At 57.8% G+C, this 20501-nt stretch carries 17 protein-coding genes; 9 read left to right on the top strand and 8 right to left on the bottom strand.

What is annotated here, in order from left to right; genetic code table 11:
• The first annotated feature begins 23 nt into the window (after positions 1–23).
• Genes QMG40_RS14065 through QMG40_RS14050 form a run of 4 tightly spaced genes read left to right on the top strand, consistent with a single transcriptional unit; the run spans position 24 to position 4506 of the window.
• Positions 24–1034: an ABC transporter substrate-binding protein gene (locus QMG40_RS14065; protein WP_283531732.1), complete on the top strand. Its 1011-nt coding sequence runs from the start codon at positions 24–26 to the stop codon at positions 1032–1034.
• Between the two features lie 60 nt (positions 1035–1094).
• Positions 1095–2825 (top strand): ABC transporter permease, encoded by a 1731-nt coding sequence (locus QMG40_RS14060; RefSeq protein WP_283531731.1) that lies wholly within the window; start codon positions 1095–1097, stop codon positions 2823–2825.
• 20 nt (positions 2826–2845) lie between these two features.
• Complete coding sequence (locus QMG40_RS14055; RefSeq protein ID WP_283531729.1) at positions 2846–3973, top strand: ABC transporter ATP-binding protein; 1128 nt, start codon at positions 2846–2848, stop codon at positions 3971–3973.
• The gene (locus QMG40_RS14050; protein ID WP_283531728.1) at positions 3970–4506 is read left to right on the top strand and encodes a histidine phosphatase family protein; all 537 of its coding nucleotides are present in this window, start codon (positions 3970–3972) and stop codon (positions 4504–4506) included. The genes QMG40_RS14055 and QMG40_RS14050 overlap by 4 nt, the downstream gene beginning before the upstream one ends.
• Positions 4507–4527: 21 nt before the next feature.
• Here the strand turns inward: QMG40_RS14050 and QMG40_RS14045 are convergent, their stop codons facing one another.
• From QMG40_RS14045 to QMG40_RS14010, 8 genes are all read right to left on the bottom strand, one after another.
• Positions 4528–5535 carry an MDR family NADP-dependent oxidoreductase gene (locus QMG40_RS14045; RefSeq protein ID WP_283531727.1) on the bottom strand — a complete coding sequence of 336 codons (1008 nt, stop codon included), beginning with the start codon at positions 5533–5535 and terminating at the stop codon, positions 4528–4530.
• A gap of 50 nt (positions 5536–5585) precedes the next feature.
• Positions 5586–6632: an amidohydrolase family protein gene (locus QMG40_RS14040; RefSeq protein ID WP_283531726.1), complete on the bottom strand. Its 1047-nt coding sequence runs from the start codon at positions 6630–6632 to the stop codon at positions 5586–5588.
• Position 6633: 1 nt separating this feature from the next.
• Complete coding sequence (locus QMG40_RS14035; RefSeq protein WP_283531725.1) at positions 6634–7572, bottom strand: carbohydrate kinase family protein; 939 nt, start codon at positions 7570–7572, stop codon at positions 6634–6636.
• Positions 7569–9062 (bottom strand): lyase family protein, encoded by a 1494-nt coding sequence (locus tag QMG40_RS14030; RefSeq protein ID WP_283531723.1) that lies wholly within the window; start codon positions 9060–9062, stop codon positions 7569–7571. Before QMG40_RS14030 ends, QMG40_RS14035 begins: the two co-directional genes overlap by 4 nt.
• The gene (locus QMG40_RS14025; RefSeq protein WP_283531722.1) at positions 9043–10866 is read right to left on the bottom strand and encodes an ABC transporter permease; all 1824 of its coding nucleotides are present in this window, start codon (positions 10864–10866) and stop codon (positions 9043–9045) included. The genes QMG40_RS14030 and QMG40_RS14025 overlap by 20 nt, the downstream gene beginning before the upstream one ends.
• Positions 10863–11948: an ABC transporter ATP-binding protein gene (locus tag QMG40_RS14020; protein ID WP_283531721.1), complete on the bottom strand. Its 1086-nt coding sequence runs from the start codon at positions 11946–11948 to the stop codon at positions 10863–10865. The genes QMG40_RS14025 and QMG40_RS14020 overlap by 4 nt, the downstream gene beginning before the upstream one ends.
• A 75-nt stretch (positions 11949–12023) precedes the next feature.
• The gene (locus tag QMG40_RS14015) at positions 12024–13094 is read right to left on the bottom strand and encodes an extracellular solute-binding protein (RefSeq protein ID WP_283531719.1); all 1071 of its coding nucleotides are present in this window, start codon (positions 13092–13094) and stop codon (positions 12024–12026) included.
• A gap of 63 nt (positions 13095–13157) precedes the next feature.
• Positions 13158–14312: an ROK family transcriptional regulator gene (locus QMG40_RS14010; RefSeq protein WP_283531718.1), complete on the bottom strand. Its 1155-nt coding sequence runs from the start codon at positions 14310–14312 to the stop codon at positions 13158–13160.
• A gap of 180 nt (positions 14313–14492) precedes the next feature.
• Between QMG40_RS14010 and QMG40_RS14005 the strand changes: the two genes are divergently transcribed.
• The 5 genes from QMG40_RS14005 (at position 14493) to QMG40_RS13985 (ending at position 20491) form a co-directional block, all read left to right on the top strand.
• Entirely contained in the window at positions 14493–14897 is a 405-nt protein-coding gene (locus QMG40_RS14005) for a tautomerase family protein (RefSeq protein WP_283531717.1), read from the top strand.
• A gap of 249 nt (positions 14898–15146) precedes the next feature.
• Positions 15147–16133, top strand: a complete 987-nt coding sequence (gene iolC, locus QMG40_RS14000) for a 5-dehydro-2-deoxygluconokinase (RefSeq protein WP_283531716.1) — start codon at positions 15147–15149, stop codon at positions 16131–16133.
• A complete protein-coding gene (locus QMG40_RS13995) occupies positions 16133–17041 on the top strand; it encodes a Cgl0159 family (beta/alpha)8-fold protein (RefSeq protein WP_283531715.1) in 909 nt (302 codons plus the stop codon). Before iolC ends, QMG40_RS13995 begins: the two co-directional genes overlap by 1 nt.
• Positions 17042–17059: 18 nt before the next feature.
• The gene (gene iolD / locus QMG40_RS13990) at positions 17060–18976 is read left to right on the top strand and encodes a 3D-(3,5/4)-trihydroxycyclohexane-1,2-dione acylhydrolase (decyclizing) (RefSeq protein ID WP_283531846.1); all 1917 of its coding nucleotides are present in this window, start codon (positions 17060–17062) and stop codon (positions 18974–18976) included.
• A gap of 18 nt (positions 18977–18994) precedes the next feature.
• Entirely contained in the window at positions 18995–20491 is a 1497-nt protein-coding gene (locus QMG40_RS13985) for a CoA-acylating methylmalonate-semialdehyde dehydrogenase (protein WP_283531714.1), read from the top strand.
• Positions 20492–20501 lie beyond the last annotated feature (10 nt).

The raw sequence follows: 20501 nt of genomic DNA, 5'->3' as shown, positions 1-20501 counted from the left end.
ACGCAGTAAACACTTAGGAAAAAATGAAAAATCGCCTCCACCTCATCGCTCCCATGCTTCTCGTCACAGCACTGGGGCTGAGCGCCTGCTCAGGCACCTCAAGTGCACCCGAAGCCGCTCAAGACAAGAAGCTCATTGTCTACACCTCGGAGCCACAGAAGAAGATCGATGAGATAGTCCAAGCTTTTGAAAAAGCCAACGACGGCGTCAAGGTGGAGGTTTTCCGTGCCGCCACCGGTGAGCTCAAGACGCGCATTGCCGCCGAACGTCAAGCCGGAAAGATCACTGCCGACGTGATTCTGGCCGCAGATGTGCCCACGTTTGAAAAGTACGCTTCAGAAGGTGTGCTCTCCAAACTTGATGTGCAAAACAGCTCAGCACTGGATAAGAAGTTCATTGACCCCGAAGGTTACTGGGTTGGCACCCGGATCATCCCGACGATCATCGCCTACAACACCGGTGCGCAGTCTGAACCCCCGGCCAGTTGGATGGCCCTGACCAACGAAAAATACAAAGGGAAAATCGCCATGCCCAACCCGGATGTCTCCGGTGCTGCCGCGTTCAACACCTCTGTGTGGTTCCAGGAACCGGTCATGGGCAAGACCTGGCTGCAGGACCTGGTGGCAAACGCCCCGCTCGTGTTGGAAAGTAACGGACCCGTTGGTCAAGCAGTGGCTGAGGGAAGCTCCGAAATTGGCATCGTTGTTGACTATGTTGCACGTGAACTGGCAGCCAAAGGATCACCCATCGCGGTGAGTTACCCCAGCGACGGTGCACCATACGTGTCCCAGCCTGCAGGGGTCTTCACGGACTCTGCCAACCACAAAACAGCCACGGCATTCGTGGATTTCCTCATCTCCAAAGAAGGCCAGGAAATTGCCGTGCGCCAGTCCTACCTGCCGGTGCGCGAGGATGCAGGCGTGCCCAAGGGCGCCCCGGCTCTGAAAGACATCAAGCTAGTGGATCCGGACCTGAAATCAATTGCCGGCGGCCAAACTGAGGCAGTAGATTTCTTCAACTCTTTGTTGAAATAGTTGCAATTGATGGTCAGCCAAACCACTACTTCTCCACCTGCCAGTGACCCGGGCGCTCCAATGGAAGCCCCCGCACGCGAAGCTGTGCCGGCTCCCGGCCAGAGGTACCGGCGCCTTCGCCCAGGGACGGCATTGCTTCGCCTGAAAAGTAGGGTTTGGCCCAACGCCCAGACACGGCTACATGATGGCTTCGGTGTTTTACGATCCGTGGTGTGGCTGGCGCTAGCCCTCCTGATTGGGATGCCACTAGCGGCCTTGGTTTTGCAAGGCACAGGCACAGAGGCCATCGCCATCTTCGCCGATCCCGCCGTTGCCGAAGCGGCGCTGAACTCTTTGGGAAGCGCCGGGGGATCGGCGGTACTAGCCACAATTATTGGCGCCGGGCTCGCCATTTTGCTAGAGCGCAGCAACCTGCCATCGAGAATGATGCTGCGGTGGCTTGTCCTCTTACCATTTTTGATCCCACCTTTCATCGGGGCCATGGCGTGGATGTCACTGCTGGGTGCCAACGGTCCCGTGAACAAAACCCTTCAAGGGTGGGGGAGCGGGCAATCCGTGAGTATTTTTGGCGGATGGGGTGTGGTCTTCTTACTGACGGTGCACTCCTACCCCATGGCGTATTTGGTGATCAGTGCTGCGCTCAAGCGAATTCCCGGGAACCTTGAGGAAGCCTCACGCATTTCCGGGGCAGGAACAGTGAGCGTGTTACGGACTGTCACCTTGCCATTGCTGGGTCCGGGACTTTTGGCAGCTTTTGTTCTGACGATGGTCGCCAACCTCTCGGACTTCGGCATTCCAGCACTCATTGGACTACCGGAGCGTTATACAACGCTCACCACGCTTGTGTACCGTTTTCTGGCCTCAAGTACCACGAGCAATCCCTTACCGGCGGTCTCCGCCATTGGATTGGTCCTGCTGGTTATGGCGATCCTTGCTGTTATGGCGCAACGCAAACTTCCCACAGGTACCGAACTGGGAAGCGGGCCCTCGGGCATGGCCCTGGAGCTGGGCCGGGCACGAATCCCCCTGGCAGCGCTGCTCTGGATCTGGACCATTGGCATCTGCCTGGTACCGCTGCTGGCGTTGGCCGCGCAGGCTTTGCTCCCAGCGCCGGGTGTGCCCCTGACCTGGGAGAACCTGACACTAGAGAACTTGATGGTGGCTGCCAGCTCACCAAACACACTCCAGGGTATAGGCAATTCGCTGATGCTCTCCGGGCTGGCTGCTGCATGCTGCACCGTTCTTGGTTTGGCCGTGGCACTGTTGCTGACCCGCAGTCAGCATCGAAGCAACGGGGCATTGGATGCTGTGGCGACCCTGCCGCAGGCACTTCCTGGTCTTGTGGTTGCTGTGGGCTGGCTGCTTATTGCGCCAATGCTGGGCATCTTCAATACGGGGTGGGTGATTCTAGGGGCCTACATCATGGCCTTCCTTGCCCTAGTGGTTCAGGCTGTGCGTGCGCCTATGAGTTCGGTGTCATCAAGTTTGGAGGCAGCCGCACGTGTTGCCGGTGCCTCTCCGTTCAGGGCGCTCTGTGATGTCACGGCCCGGTTGGCTGTCCCTGCGGCCATCACCGGTGGTGTGGTGGTACTACTGACAGCCGTGCGTGAATTGACCATCTCCATTTTGTTGGTGGCACCGGGCTCTCAAACCTTGGGTGTGAGCATCTTCAATCTTCAACAAGCTGGAGACTATGGCGGTGCCGCAGCACTGGCGCTGCTGGTGGCGGTTGTGGGAATTGTGGGCCTGTCGATGACAGCTGCCGTAACCAGCCGCCTGGCTAACAAATAATCAACCTCTGAAAGGCCACCATGGCAAGCATTGAAATGGCGCAGCTGAGCCACCACTATTCCAATGGTCACGTGGGTCTGGATTCCATTGACCTGCACATAGCCGACGGCGAATTCCTGGCTTTGTTGGGCCCCTCAGGTTCCGGTAAAACCACCCTGCTGCGCACTATTGCCGGATTTCTGCGTCCCACGTCCGGAACATTGGAGATTGGCGGGAAGAGTGTTGCGGGACCAAAAAGTTGGATCCCGCCGGAACGCCGTGGGCTGGGAATGGTGTTCCAGGACCACGCGGTCTGGCCGCACTTAAACGTTGCTTCCAATGTGGGCTACCCGCTGAAACGCGCGGGTGTGCCCCGTCCCGAGATCAATAAAAAAGTCACAGCGGTGCTCGAACAGGTGGGGTTAGCGGAGCTTGCTAAGCGCAAACCATCGGCGTTATCCGGTGGACAACGGCAGCGCGTGGCTTTAGCACGGGCCATTGTTGCCCAACCGCAGGCACTGCTTCTTGATGAGGCGCTCTCGGCTTTGGATGAGCCCTTGCGTGCCAGGCTTCGTCTTGAGCTGCGCTCGCTGACACGTGACGCTGGTTTGACAGCCATCCATGTGACCCACGATCGTTCCGAAGCACTTGGGCTGGCGGATCGTATTGTGGTGCTCAATGACGGGAAGATCCAGCAGATAGGTACCGCTGCGCAGTTATTAGAGGAACCAGCCAATGGATTTGTTGCCTCCTTCGTCTCGGATTCAGCGTTGTTTCCCGGCACACTTGTCAATGGGCGATTCCACGCCGATCATCCGGAATTACGTTTGCCTGCGCGCACAGAAACCATGACTGGAAAGGGAACCAGGATGGTGGGCACACTCACCACTGCCTGGGCACGGGCGAGGCGTGTTGTTGCCGCGGTGCCACCAACGGGGATTGAGCTGGAACCCGTCCCGGCCGGAGAAACAACGGGTGCACGGGTGACCTCGGCCCTTTATGGCCAGCATGGATATGAAACGAGCCTGGATTGGGCAGGAACAAGCGTGCGGGTGCTGGTTCGTGGGTGGATACCCTCCGTGGGGGATCTGGTGCGGCCGGTGGTTTTTCACGCGCATGTTTTTAGCAATGAATCAGCCCCATGCCTAGCTACGGAGTCCGCGGCGTGAGCACCGTGGCGTGGGCAATGGTCCGGCATGGGCAAACTGAATGGAACCTCCAACGCCGCCTGCAGGGTTCAAGCGACATCCCCTTGAACAACCGGGGAAGGGAGCAGGCTGCGCGGGCGGCTGATCATTTGAGTTCCGGAGTGTGGGACGTGGTGGTTTGCTCGCCCCTGGCGAGAGCTCGGGAGACTGCACAGATCATTGCCTCCCGTCTGGATCTTGAGAACGTTGTTGAGGTCCCTGACTTGGTGGAACGCTGCTATGGGGCCATGGAGGGCAGAAGTGTGAAATATCTTGACGAGGAAGCTAAACATGCCCTGATGCAGAAGGGGGAAGCTGAACAAGACGTGATTGAACGCGGCATATCAGCCTTGGTGCGGCTTCGCACAGACTACCCGCAACAACGGCTTGTTATTGTTAGCCACGGCAGTCTCCTGCGACTGGTCATGGGGGAACTTACCGGCCGCGCACACACGCGGATCACCAACGGTGAAGTTCTTATTCTTCAGCAGGAACTTGTACCAGCCGGGCGCTGAACTAGGCTCTGAGGGGCATATTCAGTGCTCGCAGTTAACAATCATGCGTCCGGTGTTGCCGCCGGATAGGAGCGCGGCGAACGCCTCCGGAATCTTCTCAAAACCGTCCAGAATGGTGTGAACACTGCGAACTTTCCCTGCTTTTAGCCAGCGGGTGGCATCGGTTTCAAAATCGTGGCGCAGGTCTTCATTGTTTGTCACATCGAAGCCGCGCATGGTCAGTTGTTGGTGGATCATGGCCATGTAGTTTGCCGGGCCACGGCGCTCGCCGGCCTTGCCGTATTGAGAGGCTGCCCCGCAAATTACGATCCGCCCACGAAAGCGCAGGGATTCCAGGGCGGCCTCGAGTTGCTCCCCGCCAACGTTGTCATAGAACAAATCGATCCCGTCCGGGGCTGCAGCTCGCAGCAGGTCAAAAGCACCGCCGTCGTGGTAATTAAAAGCGGTATCCGCGCCCAACTCCTTCAGTAGCTGTACTTTCGCAGGGGTGCCTGCACTGCCAATCACTGTGGCGCCAACGGCCTTGGCGAATTGCACGGCACAACTACCCACCCCGCCCGCCGCACCAGAAATATAGACAGTGTCTTGCGCATCGACACTGCCAAAACGCATCATTCCCGTATATGCGGTGAATCCAACGTGCCCCAGAACCGTCAGATGGCCCTCTAGCGCGACGCCCTCTTCCAAAGCGGCGATGGGACGCAGTTCGTTGGAATCGGCAACGTCAACACCGCGCCAGGGAGACTTGCGCACAGCGAGATCGCCCGTACTGAAAGCATCGCTACGGGATTCAAGAACCTCCACCACGCCATCACTGGCCGGCACATCACCAATGCTGATGCCCGGACCGTAAGCCGTATCGGGGCCGCCAATGCGGTTGGCCATGCCCGCGTTCAAACCCAGCCTGCGCAGGCGTACCAACACCTGTCCCTCGCCAAGCGGGGGTACCTCCGCTGTAGTGACAAAAAAATCCTTGGCTTCGACGGCGTCGTCCGGGTAACTGGCCAGCTGAACTTCGTAAGAATCCATGGCTACAGCGTATGCCTCTCACCGGTGAGTCGGTCAGAAAAACCGTCACACTACGGATCGAGTGTGTCCAATGTTGCTGGCTGCCAGCCAGCAATTTTAAGTAAGCGCGCAGCATTGCCGCCAAAGATCTGTTGCACCTCAGCCTCTGGCATGCCCATCTCCCAACAGATCCGCAACTGATCAACTAGATAGCGGCGGGCAAAGCCCCGCGGGAACCACGAGGAATCAGATCCAAAGACGATCCGATCCGGACCCATAGTTTCGTAAAAACGGCGAAACAAGTCATCTAAAGTGAGCCGCTGCGCCATATATCTGACCCACTGGTTCGATCCAGAAGTGTCAACAATGACATTAGGGCAGGCCCACATCAAAAACAGGACCTCTTGAACATGCTGAATACCAAAATGCGGGATCACAAATGTAACCTCTGGGAAACGTTTGGCAGTTTGTTCCAGGGTGGCAGGATTACTGAATGCGTTATGGGCAATGCCGCCGGCCGAACCGCAATGACCGAAATGGATAAGTACGGGAACCTGATTCCGCGCAGCCACCTCCCACACGGGATTTGCCGCCGCATCATCCATACGCGCCGACGCCAAGGGAGCGAAGAGCTTCAACCCACGGAGGCCACCTCGTGTGATGCCGTCTTCAAACGCCTTGGCAGCGCCCGGCACAAAAGGATCGGCCATGGCGGCCATGCCCAAAAATTTGCCGGCGCCACGGTTTACCAAGGCAGACATGGGCTCATTCCCGCCTGCCGTAACAAAAGCCGCGTATTCGATTCCATTCGTAGCTAACTCGGACGTCCACCTGTCCGCCTCCGCTTCCCAACCGGCGTCGGTTGAGAGCGGTTCGGGATCAGCAAAATCCCAGCTGCGACGCCACTTCGCTGATGTTTGCGCAACAGCTCTAGTCCGCGCTGCCTGACCGGCATCGAACGCGTCGCAAGCATCCCTGCCAACAGCGGAATCTTCGCCGAATTGGCCGCCGGCCAGCACCTGAGTGAGAGGATCGGTGGGCATACGGAAGTGTAGGTGGAAGTCAACGATCGAGAGGCCCTGAACAGTGGGACGCCCATTTTTCATCTGATTATCCATTTCAGCTCACTACTATCGCTGCAGGGATCGCGCCCAGAACCACATGGTCGCGTTCTTCCGGAACTGTCGAGACCATCTTGGTGGCGTATTCGACGGCGGCGGCCAAGGCGTGAGCCGTATCCGCACCCCGATCCAAGGCGACTAAGAACGCGGCATTGAACCCGTCACCTGCCCCCGTTGAATCGACTACCTGTACCGGTGCCGCCGAACGTTCAAACCACTCACCAAGCGCGGTGGCAACTCCAGCACCCCGGGCTCCCATTTTCACCACAACCAAGGTATCTGTGGACACTGCCAGTTCGCGGGCCGCCCGTTCCGTATCGGTATGGCCAGCTAAACCATGGAGTTCATCGTCGTTCGGAAGGAAAAGATCTACTTCATCCATCGTTAGGAGTACTTCTGCGCGGGTTTCCTTGGTCCAGCCTTGTGGTGGCCAGCCGGTATCTAAGACTGTTTTTGCCCCTGCGGCTTTGGCACGCCGAAACAGCTCTGTCAGCGCCTGCCCTTGCATGCCCGGCAAGAGAAAGTAACCGGCCAAAGCGAGAAAAGAGGATTCCAGCATTTGCTCGGTAATGTCTGAAGGGCACATGGCAGACATGGGTCCCAAAGAGGATAGGAATGCCCTGTCTCGTCCGGGAGCTTCAACTGCAACGGTCATCCCGCTCGCCGTTCCAGCGGTTCGCAACAGGTGCGACTCCAAACGCGGCCGGTCAAGCTCCGCCTCCAAGATTAACAGGGACGAATCGTCCCCTACCCGGGAGACTAGTTGGGTTGTCAGTTCAAGCCCGGCACATCGCACTGCAAGGTTTCCCGCTGAACCGCCCAACCGGATGCTGATGGTAGGGACTACGGTTTCGGTTCCAGGTGCTGGAAGCTCACTCGTATCGGCGACGATAATATCCAGGTTGGTGTTTCCGACTACTGTGATTCCAGCCTTCACCAGTGACCGTCCTGAACTGCGGCGTGTGCAGTGTCAAGCAGCCCGTTTCGGGTCTCCTCCAACACCGTCAGGCGCTCGTGAATTTTCTGCCCTAGTGCCGCTGCACGGTCTTTCGATGCTGCGGCGTTCACGCGCACGGCAACAATACCGGGGCTACCGTTCTGCTGGCGCTGCAGAATCAGCGCCGGCTGCTGGCCCGCGCTGAGCGTCGTTTCCACCAGTTCTGCCGTTGCAGTCTGGCCCGCTTCCTCGAAAGCTGCGGTGACGTCCTCGCCGGTCCAGTCGGCGGGGGCATGCTGACGTACCAACTGACCCACAATGTCATGGGCTGCGCGCCAAGGGATGCTCTGGGCAGCCAAAGCCTCAGCCACAGCAGTGGTGGTGGCGCCCAAAGCAACGATTTCCGCAGGGTCTGGCAACTGCTCAACTTTTAGGTCCAGCAACAAGCCATCGAGCATACGCATGAAACGAACTACGCGGTCTCCGGCACGCCACAGGTGCTTTTGCACGTCTGTGGTGGCGTTGTTCGAGTCTTCGTACCAAGCCGAACCAATGTTTGCGTAACTCGCTGCCATATCAGCGGCGGTGGCGCCAGCCATGGAGACCATGTGTTCCAAGACCACGGGATTCTTCTTCTGCGGCATGATCGATGACCCCTGTGTATAAGGGGTGGGTGTTTGGACCCATTTGAATGTCATCCATTCCAGCAGTACCCGTGAAAAACGGGCACCGGTGGCTGTGATCCGAGCCTGGACAGCAGCCAAACGCATGAAATGCTCGGCCCCGGCTACTGCTTCATAGCTGGAGGTGAAACTGGAATCGAAGCCTGTCAGTTTCCCGACCAGCGCGGAATCGATAGGTAAGTCGGTACCGGTGAAGGCTGCGGATCCCAGCGGAGAGATGTTGAGTTCGGCGTAGATACTGAGCATTTCAGTTGCTTGGCTGAGCATGGCCTCAGACAGGCCTGCCAGTACATGGCCGATTGTTGTGGGCTGAGCCGGACGGCGGTGGGTGAAACCAATGATGAGGCTCTCGGCGTGGACGGCTGCCTGTGCGGCGGCGTCCGCAGCGCATTGGACCACCAATGCCGTTTGCTCCAGAAGTTGACGGCGCAGGACCATCCGGAACACTCCGGCGTCGAGATCGTTGCGGCTACGGGCCAGCTGCACATCAAGTTCCGAGGTGGGAATGCCACATTCCTGCGCCAATTGCTGTTCTAGGAAGTAATAAGGATCCTCAACACTGCCATCGAAGTGAAACTCCTGCTCACCATCCTGGGTCTTTTTCCATAGCGCCAACAGACCCTGCAAAAGCAGTTTCCCCCGACTGCGAGGCAAAATGTCCTGGTGTGTGAGCATGTACACGTGCGCCAGGCTGGCCTCGACCATCGCCGGGTAGATATGCGGTGCCGCCTCCTCGAAAGCAACTCTCAAGTGGTTGTCCCAATAAATGGATAGTTCGGGGCGGTCCTTAAGTTCTGGACGTGGCATTGGCTGGTTCTGGGTCGTGTTCATATGTGTCACCGTTTTTCTGGTTTTGCTGGAGTGCAGGGGTAAGAGCCGACGCGATCACTAATGCGGGACCCTTGGGTTTGAAGTTACGTACTTTCTTTATCCGCCGCGGAGTCTCCAGCCGTTGGGAGATGATCAGGACGATCAGAATAAGCAGCATTTGCAGGGTTCCATAGGCGGCCGCCGTGCCAAATTCATTCGAGTAAATCCTGTTGTAAATCTCCACGGACAGTGGCGCGTAACGGGCCGGATAGATCACTACCGAGGCCACATATTCTCCGAACCCCTGAATGAAGGCCATCAGTGCACCTGCCATGATGCCCCTAGACATCAGTGGAACAGTCACTGTCCGCAATGCCTGCCAAGGCCCGGCGCCCAAACTGCGTGCGGCTTCTTCTACAGAAGGGTCAATCTGCGCCAGCGAGGCGCTCGCAGACCGGAAGACTAGCGGCAGGAACCTCACGAAATAGGCCACCGGTAGGATCCACAGCGAGCCAATGAGCACCTGGCCAAAGTTGAACGGCGTCGGGGTCGCAAAGGCTGTCACAATGTTTACCCCGATGACGGTCCCAGGTAGCGCCCAAGGCAGCATCACCATAATATCGAGCATGGCTTTGCCGGGGCCTTTCCACCGCGTGACAACCCAAGCGGCAAGGACACCGAAAACAACACAACCAAGCATGGCAATAAACGCCATCTGTGCACTGACCATGATGGGTCGCAGGGTTGCAGGGTCGGTAAAGAGGCGGGTGAAGTTCTCCAGGGTGTATTCGGGTGGGAGGATCTGAATGGTCCATGATCCGTCAACCGTGAATGACAACAAGGCTATGGTTGCTGCAGGAGCCATAAGAAACAGCACTAGCAGCAAAGAACCAACACCGGCGGCTACCTTTGGGAACACACCGTGGAGGACTTTAATAGCTTGTGGTGTGCCCTTGGAAGAACCGCGGTGGATACGCCGATTTTCATACCAGCGCATAGCTAACAAGAACAAGATGGAGACAACCGAGAGGGCTACTGCTTGGGCAGCGGCAACATCGTAGGCGCCGCTAGTGCGTGAGGCGACGATTTGCATTGTCAACGTCTGGACGTTGTAGAACTGTGGAGCTGTGAATGAAGCCATGGAAACCATGAAGGTCAGCAGCGCGCCTGAAACCAGCGCAGGGGTAAGCATGGGCAGCAAGACAGTACGCCACATGTGGAAACGGCTGGCGCCTAAGTTCAGTGCGGCCTCCTCCATTGAGGCATCGGATCCAGCCAGAGCTGAAGTGACGGCCAAATAGAAGTAGGGGTACATAGTCATGGTGTGGACTAGGAGCACACCCCAAATGCCATTGACGGAAAAATCTGCTGCGTCCACGCCAAAGTAGCGGGCCAAGAAACGCGGTACGATCCCACTCTCGGCGTACAGAAAGTAAAAGGAAATTGCGCCAATAAGGGGTGGTAATGCCATGGGCAGAAGTGCAAAGAGCCGCAGAACTTTCCGTCCAGGGAAGTCGAAGCGTGAAAGTAAAACTGCCAGTCCCGTGCCTAGCAATCCTGTGGTCAGGACTGAAACCAGAGAAATGGTGACGGAGAGAATCAGCGCATTTTTTGAAGCACCGTCTAAGAACCCTGCATAGGCGCTACCGCCTCCCTCGGCGCTGGTGGTTGCCGTTGCAAGCATGGGCACCACGATGTACACCAGCAGCACCAGAATTAAGGGTGCTGCAAGGATATAAACAAAACGGTCCGAAGAGGTCAGGGAAGATCTCCGGCGAGGGACCGGAAGCGCACCCGTCACGGTCGCACCATCCACACTCGCTCTTGAGCGGGCTTCATAGACACCAGATCCCCAGGCTCGGCCCGATTAAAAGCATCCGGGGCTGAGACCACAATTTTCATGTCCTGCCACGCGATCTCGTACACGTTGACTGCGCCGGTAAATTCGGCAGTGAGGACCCTGCCGGTGAAGTGTCCTGATTCCTCTTGGCCCGAGATGACACTGAGGTGAATGGATTCAGGCCGCAGTGAAACTGCCGCTTCTTCGCCAGCAACAACCCCGGCTGAAAAAGTCCCATCAACCCGGGGTGCGCTCAAGATGGTGCCATCACCAAGCTTGATACTGACGGTGTTTTTTTCGTGTCCCAAGACAGTACAGGGAAGCACATTGGAGCGGCCAATGAATCGTGCCACGAATGAAGTTGCCGGCTGGCTGTAGACCTCGCGGGGAGATGCCACCTGATGCAGCAGACCTTCGTTTAGAACAGCCACCCTGTCACTCATTGCCATGGCTTCGGCTTGATCGTGCGTTACGTACAAACACGTGGTGCCGGCGGCTTGTTGGGTGGACCTGATCTCTGCTCGTGTTTCTTCACGGAGTTTCGCATCCAAGTTGGACAGGGGCTCATCTAGAAGCAGTGCTTTAGGGCTGATGACGAGTGCGCGAGCAAGCGCGACCCGCTGTTGTTGACCGCCGGAAAGCCGATCAATACGACGGTCGCCAAATTCTTCAAGTCCCACCTGAGCCAGTGCTTGATCGATTCGGCGATTTTTATCGACTTTGGACACTTTGCGCATATTCAATCCGTAGGCCACGTTGCCACGGACAGTCATGTGGGGGAACAGTGCGTAATTTTGAAACACCATGCCCGTGTCCCGCTTATTGGGGGCGGTATTGGTGACATCTTTGCCATCGAAGTGGATACTTCCACTGGTGGGCTGGATGAAACCAGCAACCATGCGCAAGGTGGTGGACTTCCCGCAGCCGGACGGTCCCAGAAGCGTGAAAAGCTCCCCGTCTTCGATGGTAAGAGTTAGGTCAGAGACTGAAGGCTTGGCTCCTGAATACGATTTGGTGATTCCGTTGAGGTAGACGCGTGTCATGGTTGCTCCACAGGGGGTCTGGTCGGGTACTGACAGGGGCGGGCTGTGATGGCCCGCCCCTTAGCGCTAGTGGTATTAGCCTTGGTTCTTGATGTTTTCCGCCCAGTATTTGCTCCACTCGGGCTCGTTCTTGTTCACTCGCTCCCAGTTCACATCCATTTCCTTCAGGTCCAGGTCAGCCAACCATGAGGGCTCAGATGCCAAAGAGATCGTCGGGATTTGGAAGTACTTCTCGGCAAGCTTGCTCTGCTCCTCCTGGCCAACCAAGAAAGAAAGGAACGCATCCGCGCCAGCTGAAGAAGGGCCGTCCTTGATCTTGGCAACGCCGTCAATCAGCATCGGAGCACCGGAAGTGGGCACCACTGGGGTGAAGGGAGCCTTCTGCTTTTCGATCTGCAACATGACGTCCTGAAGATTCCAAGCCGTCGCCGCGGCCTCCTGACGAGTGATTCGCAAGTACAGGTCGGTAGGGTTGGCGGCGTAGACTTTAGTATTGGCGTCTAGCTTGCGCAGCCAGTCATAACCAGCTTCCGCGCTTCCAGCGGAATCATACTTTCGGTCGATCATGGATGCATAAATGCTGCGCATAGTACCTGAGGCGAGAACGTCGCGGATAGCGATTTTGTCCTTCATTTCTGGGGCGATCAGATCGTCCCAGTCCTTCGGTGCCTGCTCGGCGGTCATCATGTCATGGTTGTAGAAAATAACTTCAGCAAGTTTCATTTCACCGACCCAGAGACCGTCGGCGTCACGCTGCGCGGCGGGCACTGCGTCGATGACGTCCTTAGGTGCGGGGGAGAAGACGCCTTCGGTGGCGCCCTGCTGCATTTGCTGCTGTGTTCCACCCCACCAGATATCGCCTTGCGGGTTTGCTTTCTCAGCCTTGACACGCTCTAGGGCTTCCTGAGCACCCAAGGTCAGTAGCTGTACTTTGCCGGCGTATTCTGGGTTAGCTTTTTCGAAATCTGCCACAACTTCCGTGGCCAGGCCTTTATCCCGGGCGGTGTAAATAGTAAGTGAGCCTGATTCTTTGGACCCATCATCCTCGCCGGAACCCGCGTTCGAGTCGAGTCCGCAGCCTGTCATACCGAGGCTAAGTGCGAGCCCGCCAGCAAGCAACATGAATCGCAGTGGATTTTTCGTCATTGATATCTCCTAGTGATTTTTTGTCAGGTAGTTGTTTGAAAATGAAAAATGAGGGTGTTCCAATTAGCTTGCAGCTTCGGTAAACAGCTTTTCGGGTGCTTTCAGAACTTTGGCGATAGCACCGTGGAGGATCCCGGTGCTTCCCAGTTCCGCGAAGACCACGTCGGTGTAGGAAGGAGCAGATCGTTGCACCATTTCACGCAGTTCGGCCCGAGCGCTTTCGTCCAGATGCACCGCATGTCCAGAAAAGATGACACGAGAGGGGTTGACGATGCATATGCACACGATGGCGGCAAAGGCCCAGGCTTGGAGGACTTCAGTTAGTAGCTCACCGGCTTGTGGTGCAACAGATTGGCACAGGGATCCAATGACGTCATCGGTGCGCAAACTGAGAGAGTTCTGGGCGCCCAATTTTTGGATTCCTTGTGCGTTCCAGCGGGTTTCATAGTCGCCGTGTTCCCCTTGGGGCTTGGCTTGCAGGCTCTGTGGCAGGAAGCCAATTTCCCCCGCTGAGCGGCTGGCCCCTTCTAGAACCTCGCCACCAGTAATGATGGTTGCGCCGATACCGTCATCCACGTGGATTAACACCAGGTCATCTACGCCGTTTCCGGCACCCGAGCAGCGTTCCCCCAAAGCGATCAGGTTGACATCGTTTTCTACGGTTGTGGGCAGACCCGTATTCGCCTCAAGCTCTTCCGCTAGCCGAAGATGGGCCATAGGGCCAAACGCGGGGGCCAATGCCAGGGAACCGTCGTTGGTCACCACACCGGGTAGAGCAATGACGATGTGAACAGGGCGAATTTGAGCCCGTCCGTGCACGGCAGTGACCGTTTCGGCAATACTTTCCACTGGGTGCGACGGATCAAAGTCATGCTCCTGGAAATCCAGTCGAAAACCATCCAGATCAACTAGTGAGCACCACACCTTCGAGGCGGAGAATCCAACTACGGCGACAGTCACTGAGGAGCGGTTGAGCTCAAACAGGGTCCGGCGGCGCCCTCCTGTGGATTCCTGCTGGCCGAGTTCTCTCAGATAACCGGCGTCACTTAGATCCTGCACAATACCTGTCACAGCTGAGGGGCTGTAGCCGGTCAATTGCGCCAAATCGGTCCTAGCCAAGGGGCCGGACGACAGCAAGGTGCTGAAGATTGCCCCGACGCGGATCCGACGCAGGGCATTTCGTCCTGTGGGAGCCGCGCGCTGTGATTTAAGTAACATACTTACTTTATACGTTGAATAAAGTAAGAATGCAAGTGATGTCTGCCACGCATTCCCACTTTGAGCACAGGATGCCGGTGGTCAGCTAAACGATGCATCCGAGATGTTCGAGCGGGTCAATTTTGCATACAACTTCCATAGTTTGTTAGTATGTCAGGACAAACTATTTAGGAGAAGCTGATGCCACTCGTCCGCGTTGATGTTATTCAAGGCCGTACGCCCGAGCAGTTGCGGGCACTGAGTCAGGGTATTCACAGTGCCATTGTTGTCGAATACAAAATCCCTGAGCGTGACTACTTCCACATTCTCACCGAGCACCCCCAAGGTCAGATCATTGCTCAAGACGCCGGGCTCGGCTTTGAACGCACCCCGGATGTTGTCATGATTCAGATCTTCACTCAGGGTGGGCGGAGTCAGGGTGATAAGCAGTCGCTGTTCGCGGCTGTTGCGAGCCGCCTTCAGGCTCTGGGCATTGCTGGTGAGGATGTTTTCCTGGGCTATGTTGAAAACACCGCCAGTGACTGGTCCTTCGGCTTTGGTAGAGCCCAATATGTGACCGGGGAGCTCGCCGTTCCAAAAAAATAAGTGTCATTGAGCGGGTGCTCAAACGCAAAAATCCACGCTGTTGCAGGGCCTGTGGGGCGGTGAACCATGGCAATCAACTTCTCAATGTAAGTATGTCAGTACAAACCTTTGACGTGACATGAAAATTGGTGCAAAATAGTGGTTGTGGTTCCGCTCACAGGAGCAGACCAGCCCGGCGCCGGTACATGGACCGTACTGAGGTAAGAGTTCAAGGTAAGAGTTCAAGCAAAAGAAAGGTCCACGATCATCGTGATCCACGAAGTGCTCACCATCGGGCGTATTAGCGTAGACATTTATCCCAACGATGTCGGGGCGGATCTGGAGGATGTCACATCCTTCGGCAAGTACTTGGGCGGCTCACCATCCAACGTTGCCGTAGCCGCCGCTCGGCACGGACGCCAGGCCGGAATCATCACCCGAACAGGCGATGACTCCTTCGGTAACTACCTGCACCGCGAACTGCGTAAGTTCAACGTTGACGACAGCTTCGTCACGGCCGTGCAGACCCTACAAACGCCTGTCACGTTCTGCGCCATCAAACCCCCGGAAGACTTTCCGCTCTACTTTTACGGCCGGTTTCCAACGGCTCCGGATCTGCAGATCCAAGCCGATGAACTGGATCTGAACGCCATTCGCAAAGCCGGAATTTTCTGGTCAACCGTCACCGGTCTGAGTCAGGAGCCCAGCGCTTCCGCTCATATTGCCGCCCACCTGGCGCGGGACCGGAGCGAGCTGACAGAAGGACAGTTCACCATTTTGGACCTGGACTACCGGCCCATGTTCTGGGAATCCGAAGACGCGGCCCGTGCACAAGTGGCAAAGATTCTGCCCCATGTCACGGTAGCAATAGGCAATGACAAGGAGTGCGCTGTAGCAGTGGGGGAGGGCACTGCCGATGAACAAGCCGACCGGTTACTAGCCGCCGGCGTTGAAATTGCTGTGGTGAAATTGGGGCCGGAAGGGGTGATGGCAAAGACCCGCACCGAGCGTGTAGTCTCGGCACCTGTTCGGGTGGATACTGTCAATGGTCTGGGTGCCGGGGATTCCTTTGGCGGTGCGTTCTGCCACGGGCTTCTTTCCGGCTGGCCGCTCACTGTAGTACTTGACTACGCCAACGCAGCCGGGGCAATTGTTGCCGCCAGGCTCTCCTGTGCCGATGCCATGCCCACTCCAGCCGAAGTCACAGCATTGCTGGCCGAACGTGGCCGTCCCATCCCAGAAGAGGCAATGCAGTGATGGATACCTTAGACCCGCGCCGCTACGAACATCTGACGGCCATCCGGCTCGAAGACCCGGCAGCTATTAGGCGTGCGGCCACGGCCCGCCAACGCCATCCCGGCGTGAGATACGGCCACCAGAACTTTATTGTTGCCGCCGATCACCCAGCCCGCGGCGCCTTGGCCGTTGGCACGGACCCGGTAGCGATGGCAGACCGCCGCAGCCTCTTGGACCGGTTGCAGATCGCCCTGGCAAACCCCGCGGTGGACGGTGTTCTGGCATCCCCGGATGTCATGGATGACTTGCTGTTGCTGGGTGCACTGGAGGGAAAACTCGTTTTTGGTTCGATGAACCGTGGCGGATTAGCCGGGCTGGTCAATGAGATCGATGACCGCTTCACCGGGCACACCGCGGCCGCACTAGCTGAGCTAGGGGCCGACGGCGGCAAAATGCTCACCCGCATCTGCTTGGAGGATCCGGACACGGTCTCCATACTCGAAGCCACCGCCAAGACCATTGATTCGCTAGCTGCACATCAGTTGATTGCCATGGTGGAACCGTTCCTCTCGGTGCGTGCCAACGGTATGGTCCGCAATGATCTCTCCACCGATGCCGTCATAAAATCCGTCGCCATCGCCCAAGGCTTGGGTGCAAGCAGCGCGTACACCTGGATGAAACTACCTGTGGTGCAGGAGATGGAGCGCGTGCTCGCCGCCACCACCCTCCCCACTGTGCTCTTAGGCGGTGATCCCCACGGTTCCCCAGAGGAAGTCTTTGCCAGCTGGCAGGAAGCTCTAGCCTTGCCCGGCGTGCAGGGTCTCACCGTGGGCCGCACCTTGCTCTACCCGAAGAACGGTGACGTTGCCGGCGCAGTTGCCACGGCCGCGTCATTGTTGAACCGCACCACTGTAGAAGTATCGGAGTAATTCATGGCTACACGAAGAATGACCGTTGCCCAGGCCGTGGTGGAATTCCTTGGCAAGCAATACACCATCGATAACATTGGTGGCCAGGAGTACCGCGAACGCCTGATTCCCGGCATGTTTGGCATTTTTGGGCACGGAAACGTGGCCGGTGTGGGCCAGGCGCTGAAGCAGTTTCAGGTCTCTGATCCAACATTGATGCCCTACTACCAGGGCCGTAATGAGCAGGCTCAAGCGCACCAATCGGTGGGTTATGCCCGGCATACGCGCCGCCGCCAAACGTTCGCCATCAGCACTTCGGTGGGGCCGGGTTCAACTAACCTGCTCACGGGTGCAGCGCTGGCCACCACCAACCGGCTGCCGGTGCTGCTGCTGCCCAGTGACACGTTCGCAACGCGCGTTAGCGACCCCGTACTGCAACAGCTGGAACGTCCGGATGCCTATGACATCACCGTCAATGACGCGTTCCGGCCGCTGTCACGCTTCTTTGACAGGGTGTCCCGGCCAGAACAGCTCTTCTCCGCCATGTACAGCGGCCTGCGCGTGCTCACTGATCCTGCCGACACCGGTGCCGTCACCATCTCGCTGCCACAGGATGTCCAAGCCGAGGCGTTCGATGTCCCGGAGGAATTTCTGGCCGAACGCGAGTGGCGCATCCGCCGCCCCGAGCCTGAAGACACTGACATTAGCCGCGCCGCCGCGGCAATCCGCGGCGCCAAAGCACCCATGATCATCGCCGGGGGAGGCGTTCTCTACGCCTTTGCCCATGAGCAACTTGCCGCCTTTGCAGAGCTCACAGGCATCCCCGTTGGCAACACACAGGCCGGGGTTGGCGTTCTGCCGTGGGATTATCCGTTCTCCGTGGGTGCGGTTGGTTCTACAGGTACGACGGCGGCCAACGCCTTAGCTGCCAACGCGGACCTGATCATTGGGATTGGGACGCGCTACGAGGACTTCACCACTGCCTCACGCACGGCGTTCCAGAACCCTGACGTGCAATTCATCAACATTAACGTGGCACCCCTTGATGCTTACAAGCACGGGACCTCGCTACCCATCGTGGCCGATGCCCGCAAGGCTCTGCTCAAGCTGACCGAAGCCTTGGGCGGATACCGTGTAGGCGGTGACTTGGAGAGCACCATAGCTGCACAAAAACGGCGTTGGAACTCCATTGTTGAGGAGTCCTTTGACACTCGATTCACCCCGTTGCCATCACAAAATGAGATCATCGGCGCCACCAACAGGGCCATGGATGCTCGTGATGTAGTGGTGTGCGCCGCCGGCTCACTGCCCGGAGACCTGCATAAGATGTGGCGCGTCCGGGACCCCTTCGGCTACCACGTGGAATACGCCTATTCCTGCATGGGCTACGAAATCCCCGGCGGACTGGGTGTAAAACGCGCAGTCCTAGCAGCCGGGGAAGACCGCGACGTTGTGGTGATGGTGGGCGATGGTTCCTATCTCATGATGCACACCGAGCTTGTTACGGCCGTGGCTGAAAAGATCAAGTTGATAGTGGTGCTGGTACAGAACCACGGCTATGCCTCCATCGGGGCACTCTCTGAATCCCTGGGTTCGCAACGCTTCGGAACCAAATACCGCACCCTGAACAAGGAACAGCACAGCTTCGACGACGGTGAGAGACTGCCGATTGACTTGGCCACCAACGCCGAAAGCCTCGGAGTCAGGGTGATCCGGATAGAACCCGGAGAAAACGTTATTGCCGATCTTGAAGCCGCTGTGGCCACTGCCAAGGCAGCCCCGGAGAACGGTGGACCCATTGTGATCCACGTGGAGACTGACCCCTTGCTTGACGCTCCCGCCTCCGAATCATGGTGGGACGTTCCTGTCTCGGCGTTATCCGAGCTGGCCTCCACCCAAGAAGCCTTCGCCACTTACACCGACCATAAGACTCGCCAGCGTCCCCTGCTCGGCTGAACAAAGGAAGATTCCATCATGACTGAGACCATTATGCATTTCATCAACGGCGCTGAAACCGTTGGATCAGGTAGCCGGACCCAGCCCGTCTACAACCCTGCAACCGGTGCCGAACGAGCACAGCTGCGCCTAGCCAACAAAGAGGACCTTGACGCAGCAGTTGCCGCAGCCCGCAAGGCTGCCGATTCCTGGGGCGAGACGTCGTTGGCAAAGCGCACCGCTGTGTTGTTCAAGTTCCGCGAACTGGTTGCGGGGCACGTGGACGAGTTGGCCGCCCTAGTCACCGCCGAGCACGGCAAGGTTCTTTCTGATGCCAAGGGCGAGATTGGCCGTGGCATTGAAGTGATTGAGTTCGCTTGCGGTATCCCGCAGCTCCTTAAGGGTGACTACTCCGATCAGGCCTCCACGGGCATCGACGTGTTCTCCTTCCGCCAGTCTGTGGGCGTAGTTGCCGGGATCACACCGTTTAACTTCCCCGTCATGGTGCCGTTGTGGATGTGCCCCATCGCCATTGCTGCCGGGAACGCCTTCATCCTCAAGCCCTCTGAGCGCGATCCCTCCGCCGCGATGCTGCTGGCCAAATTGTGGACCGAGGCTGGCCTGCCCGACGGCGTATTCCAGGTGCTGCACGGGGACAAGGAAACGGTGGATGGCCTGTTGACTCATCCTGACGTTGATGCAATTTCCTTTGTTGGCTCCACTCCCATTGCCAAGTACGTCCATGAAACGGCCACAGCACACGGCAAGCGCGTCCAAGCACTGGGCGGTGCCAAGAACCACGCCATTATTCTGCCCGACGCCGATCTGGACAATGCCGCTGACCACCTCTCCACCGCTGCTTTCGGCTCCGCCGGAGAACGCTGCATGGCCATCTCCGTGGCGGTTGCAGTAGGCGACGCCGCCGATGCGTTGGTGGCTAAGGTCTCCGATCGTGCCAAGGCCATCAAGGTGGCCGATGGCACGCAGGCCGACGCCGATATGGGCCCGGTGATCACCGCCGCGGCCAAGGCTCGCGTCATTAAGATCGTCACCGAAGCAGCTTCCGACGGCGCCGCTTTGAAGGTGGACGGCCGGGAACTCACCGTGCAGGGCAAAGAGGACGGCTACTGGGTTGGGCCCACTGTCCTTGATAACGTCACCACTGACATGAGCGCCTACACCGAAGAGATCTTTGGCCCGGTTTTGGCAGTGGTTCGCGTGGAGACAGTGGAGGAAGGCATCGCCTTGATCAACTCCAACCCGTACGGCAACGGCACGGCCATCTTCACCTCATCCGGAGCTAACGCGCGTAAATTCCAGCGCGGTGTCCACGTGGGCATGATCGGCATCAACGTACCCGTCCCCGTACCTGTGGCCTACCACTCCTTCGGCGGCTGGAAGAACTCCCTCTTTGGCGACAAGCACATCTACGGGGAAGAAGGTGTGGCCTTCTACACTCGCGGAAAAGTTGTCACCTCGCGCTGGCCCGAGCCCAAGCACGCATCCGGGGCTTCATACAACTTCCCCTCTAACTAGTTCTGTCCAC

Source organism: Arthrobacter antibioticus (assembly GCF_030063205.1).
GTDB lineage: Bacteria > Actinomycetota > Actinomycetes > Actinomycetales > Micrococcaceae > Specibacter.
The sequence above is the reverse complement of the archived record's forward strand: the minus strand, read 5'-3'. Positions and strand labels throughout refer to the sequence as shown.

Coding starts and splice junctions, on each gene's coding strand:
- QMG40_RS14065 (WP_283531732.1), top strand. CDS start 24: ATGAAAAATCGCCTCCACCTCATCGCTCCCATGCTTCTCGTCACAGCA.
- QMG40_RS14060 (WP_283531731.1), top strand. CDS start 1,095: ATGGAAGCCCCCGCACGCGAAGCTGTGCCGGCTCCCGGCCAGAGGTAC.
- QMG40_RS14055 (WP_283531729.1), top strand. CDS start 2,846: ATGGCAAGCATTGAAATGGCGCAGCTGAGCCACCACTATTCCAATGGT.
- QMG40_RS14045 (WP_283531727.1), bottom strand. CDS start 5,535: ATGGATTCTTACGAAGTTCAGCTGGCCAGTTACCCGGACGACGCCGTC.
- QMG40_RS14040 (WP_283531726.1), bottom strand. CDS start 6,632: ATGGATAATCAGATGAAAAATGGGCGTCCCACTGTTCAGGGCCTCTCG.
- QMG40_RS14030 (WP_283531723.1), bottom strand. CDS start 9,062: ATGCCACGTCCAGAACTTAAGGACCGCCCCGAACTATCCATTTATTGG.
- QMG40_RS14020 (WP_283531721.1), bottom strand. CDS start 11,948: ATGACACGCGTCTACCTCAACGGAATCACCAAATCGTATTCAGGAGCC.
- QMG40_RS14015 (WP_283531719.1), bottom strand. CDS start 13,094: ATGACGAAAAATCCACTGCGATTCATGTTGCTTGCTGGCGGGCTCGCA.
- QMG40_RS14010 (WP_283531718.1), bottom strand. CDS start 14,312: ATGTTACTTAAATCACAGCGCGCGGCTCCCACAGGACGAAATGCCCTG.
- QMG40_RS14005 (WP_283531717.1), top strand. CDS start 14,493: ATGCCACTCGTCCGCGTTGATGTTATTCAAGGCCGTACGCCCGAGCAG.
- QMG40_RS13995 (WP_283531715.1), top strand. CDS start 16,133: ATGGATACCTTAGACCCGCGCCGCTACGAACATCTGACGGCCATCCGG.
- iolD (WP_283531846.1), top strand. CDS start 17,060: ATGACCGTTGCCCAGGCCGTGGTGGAATTCCTTGGCAAGCAATACACC.
- QMG40_RS13985 (WP_283531714.1), top strand. CDS start 18,995: ATGACTGAGACCATTATGCATTTCATCAACGGCGCTGAAACCGTTGGA.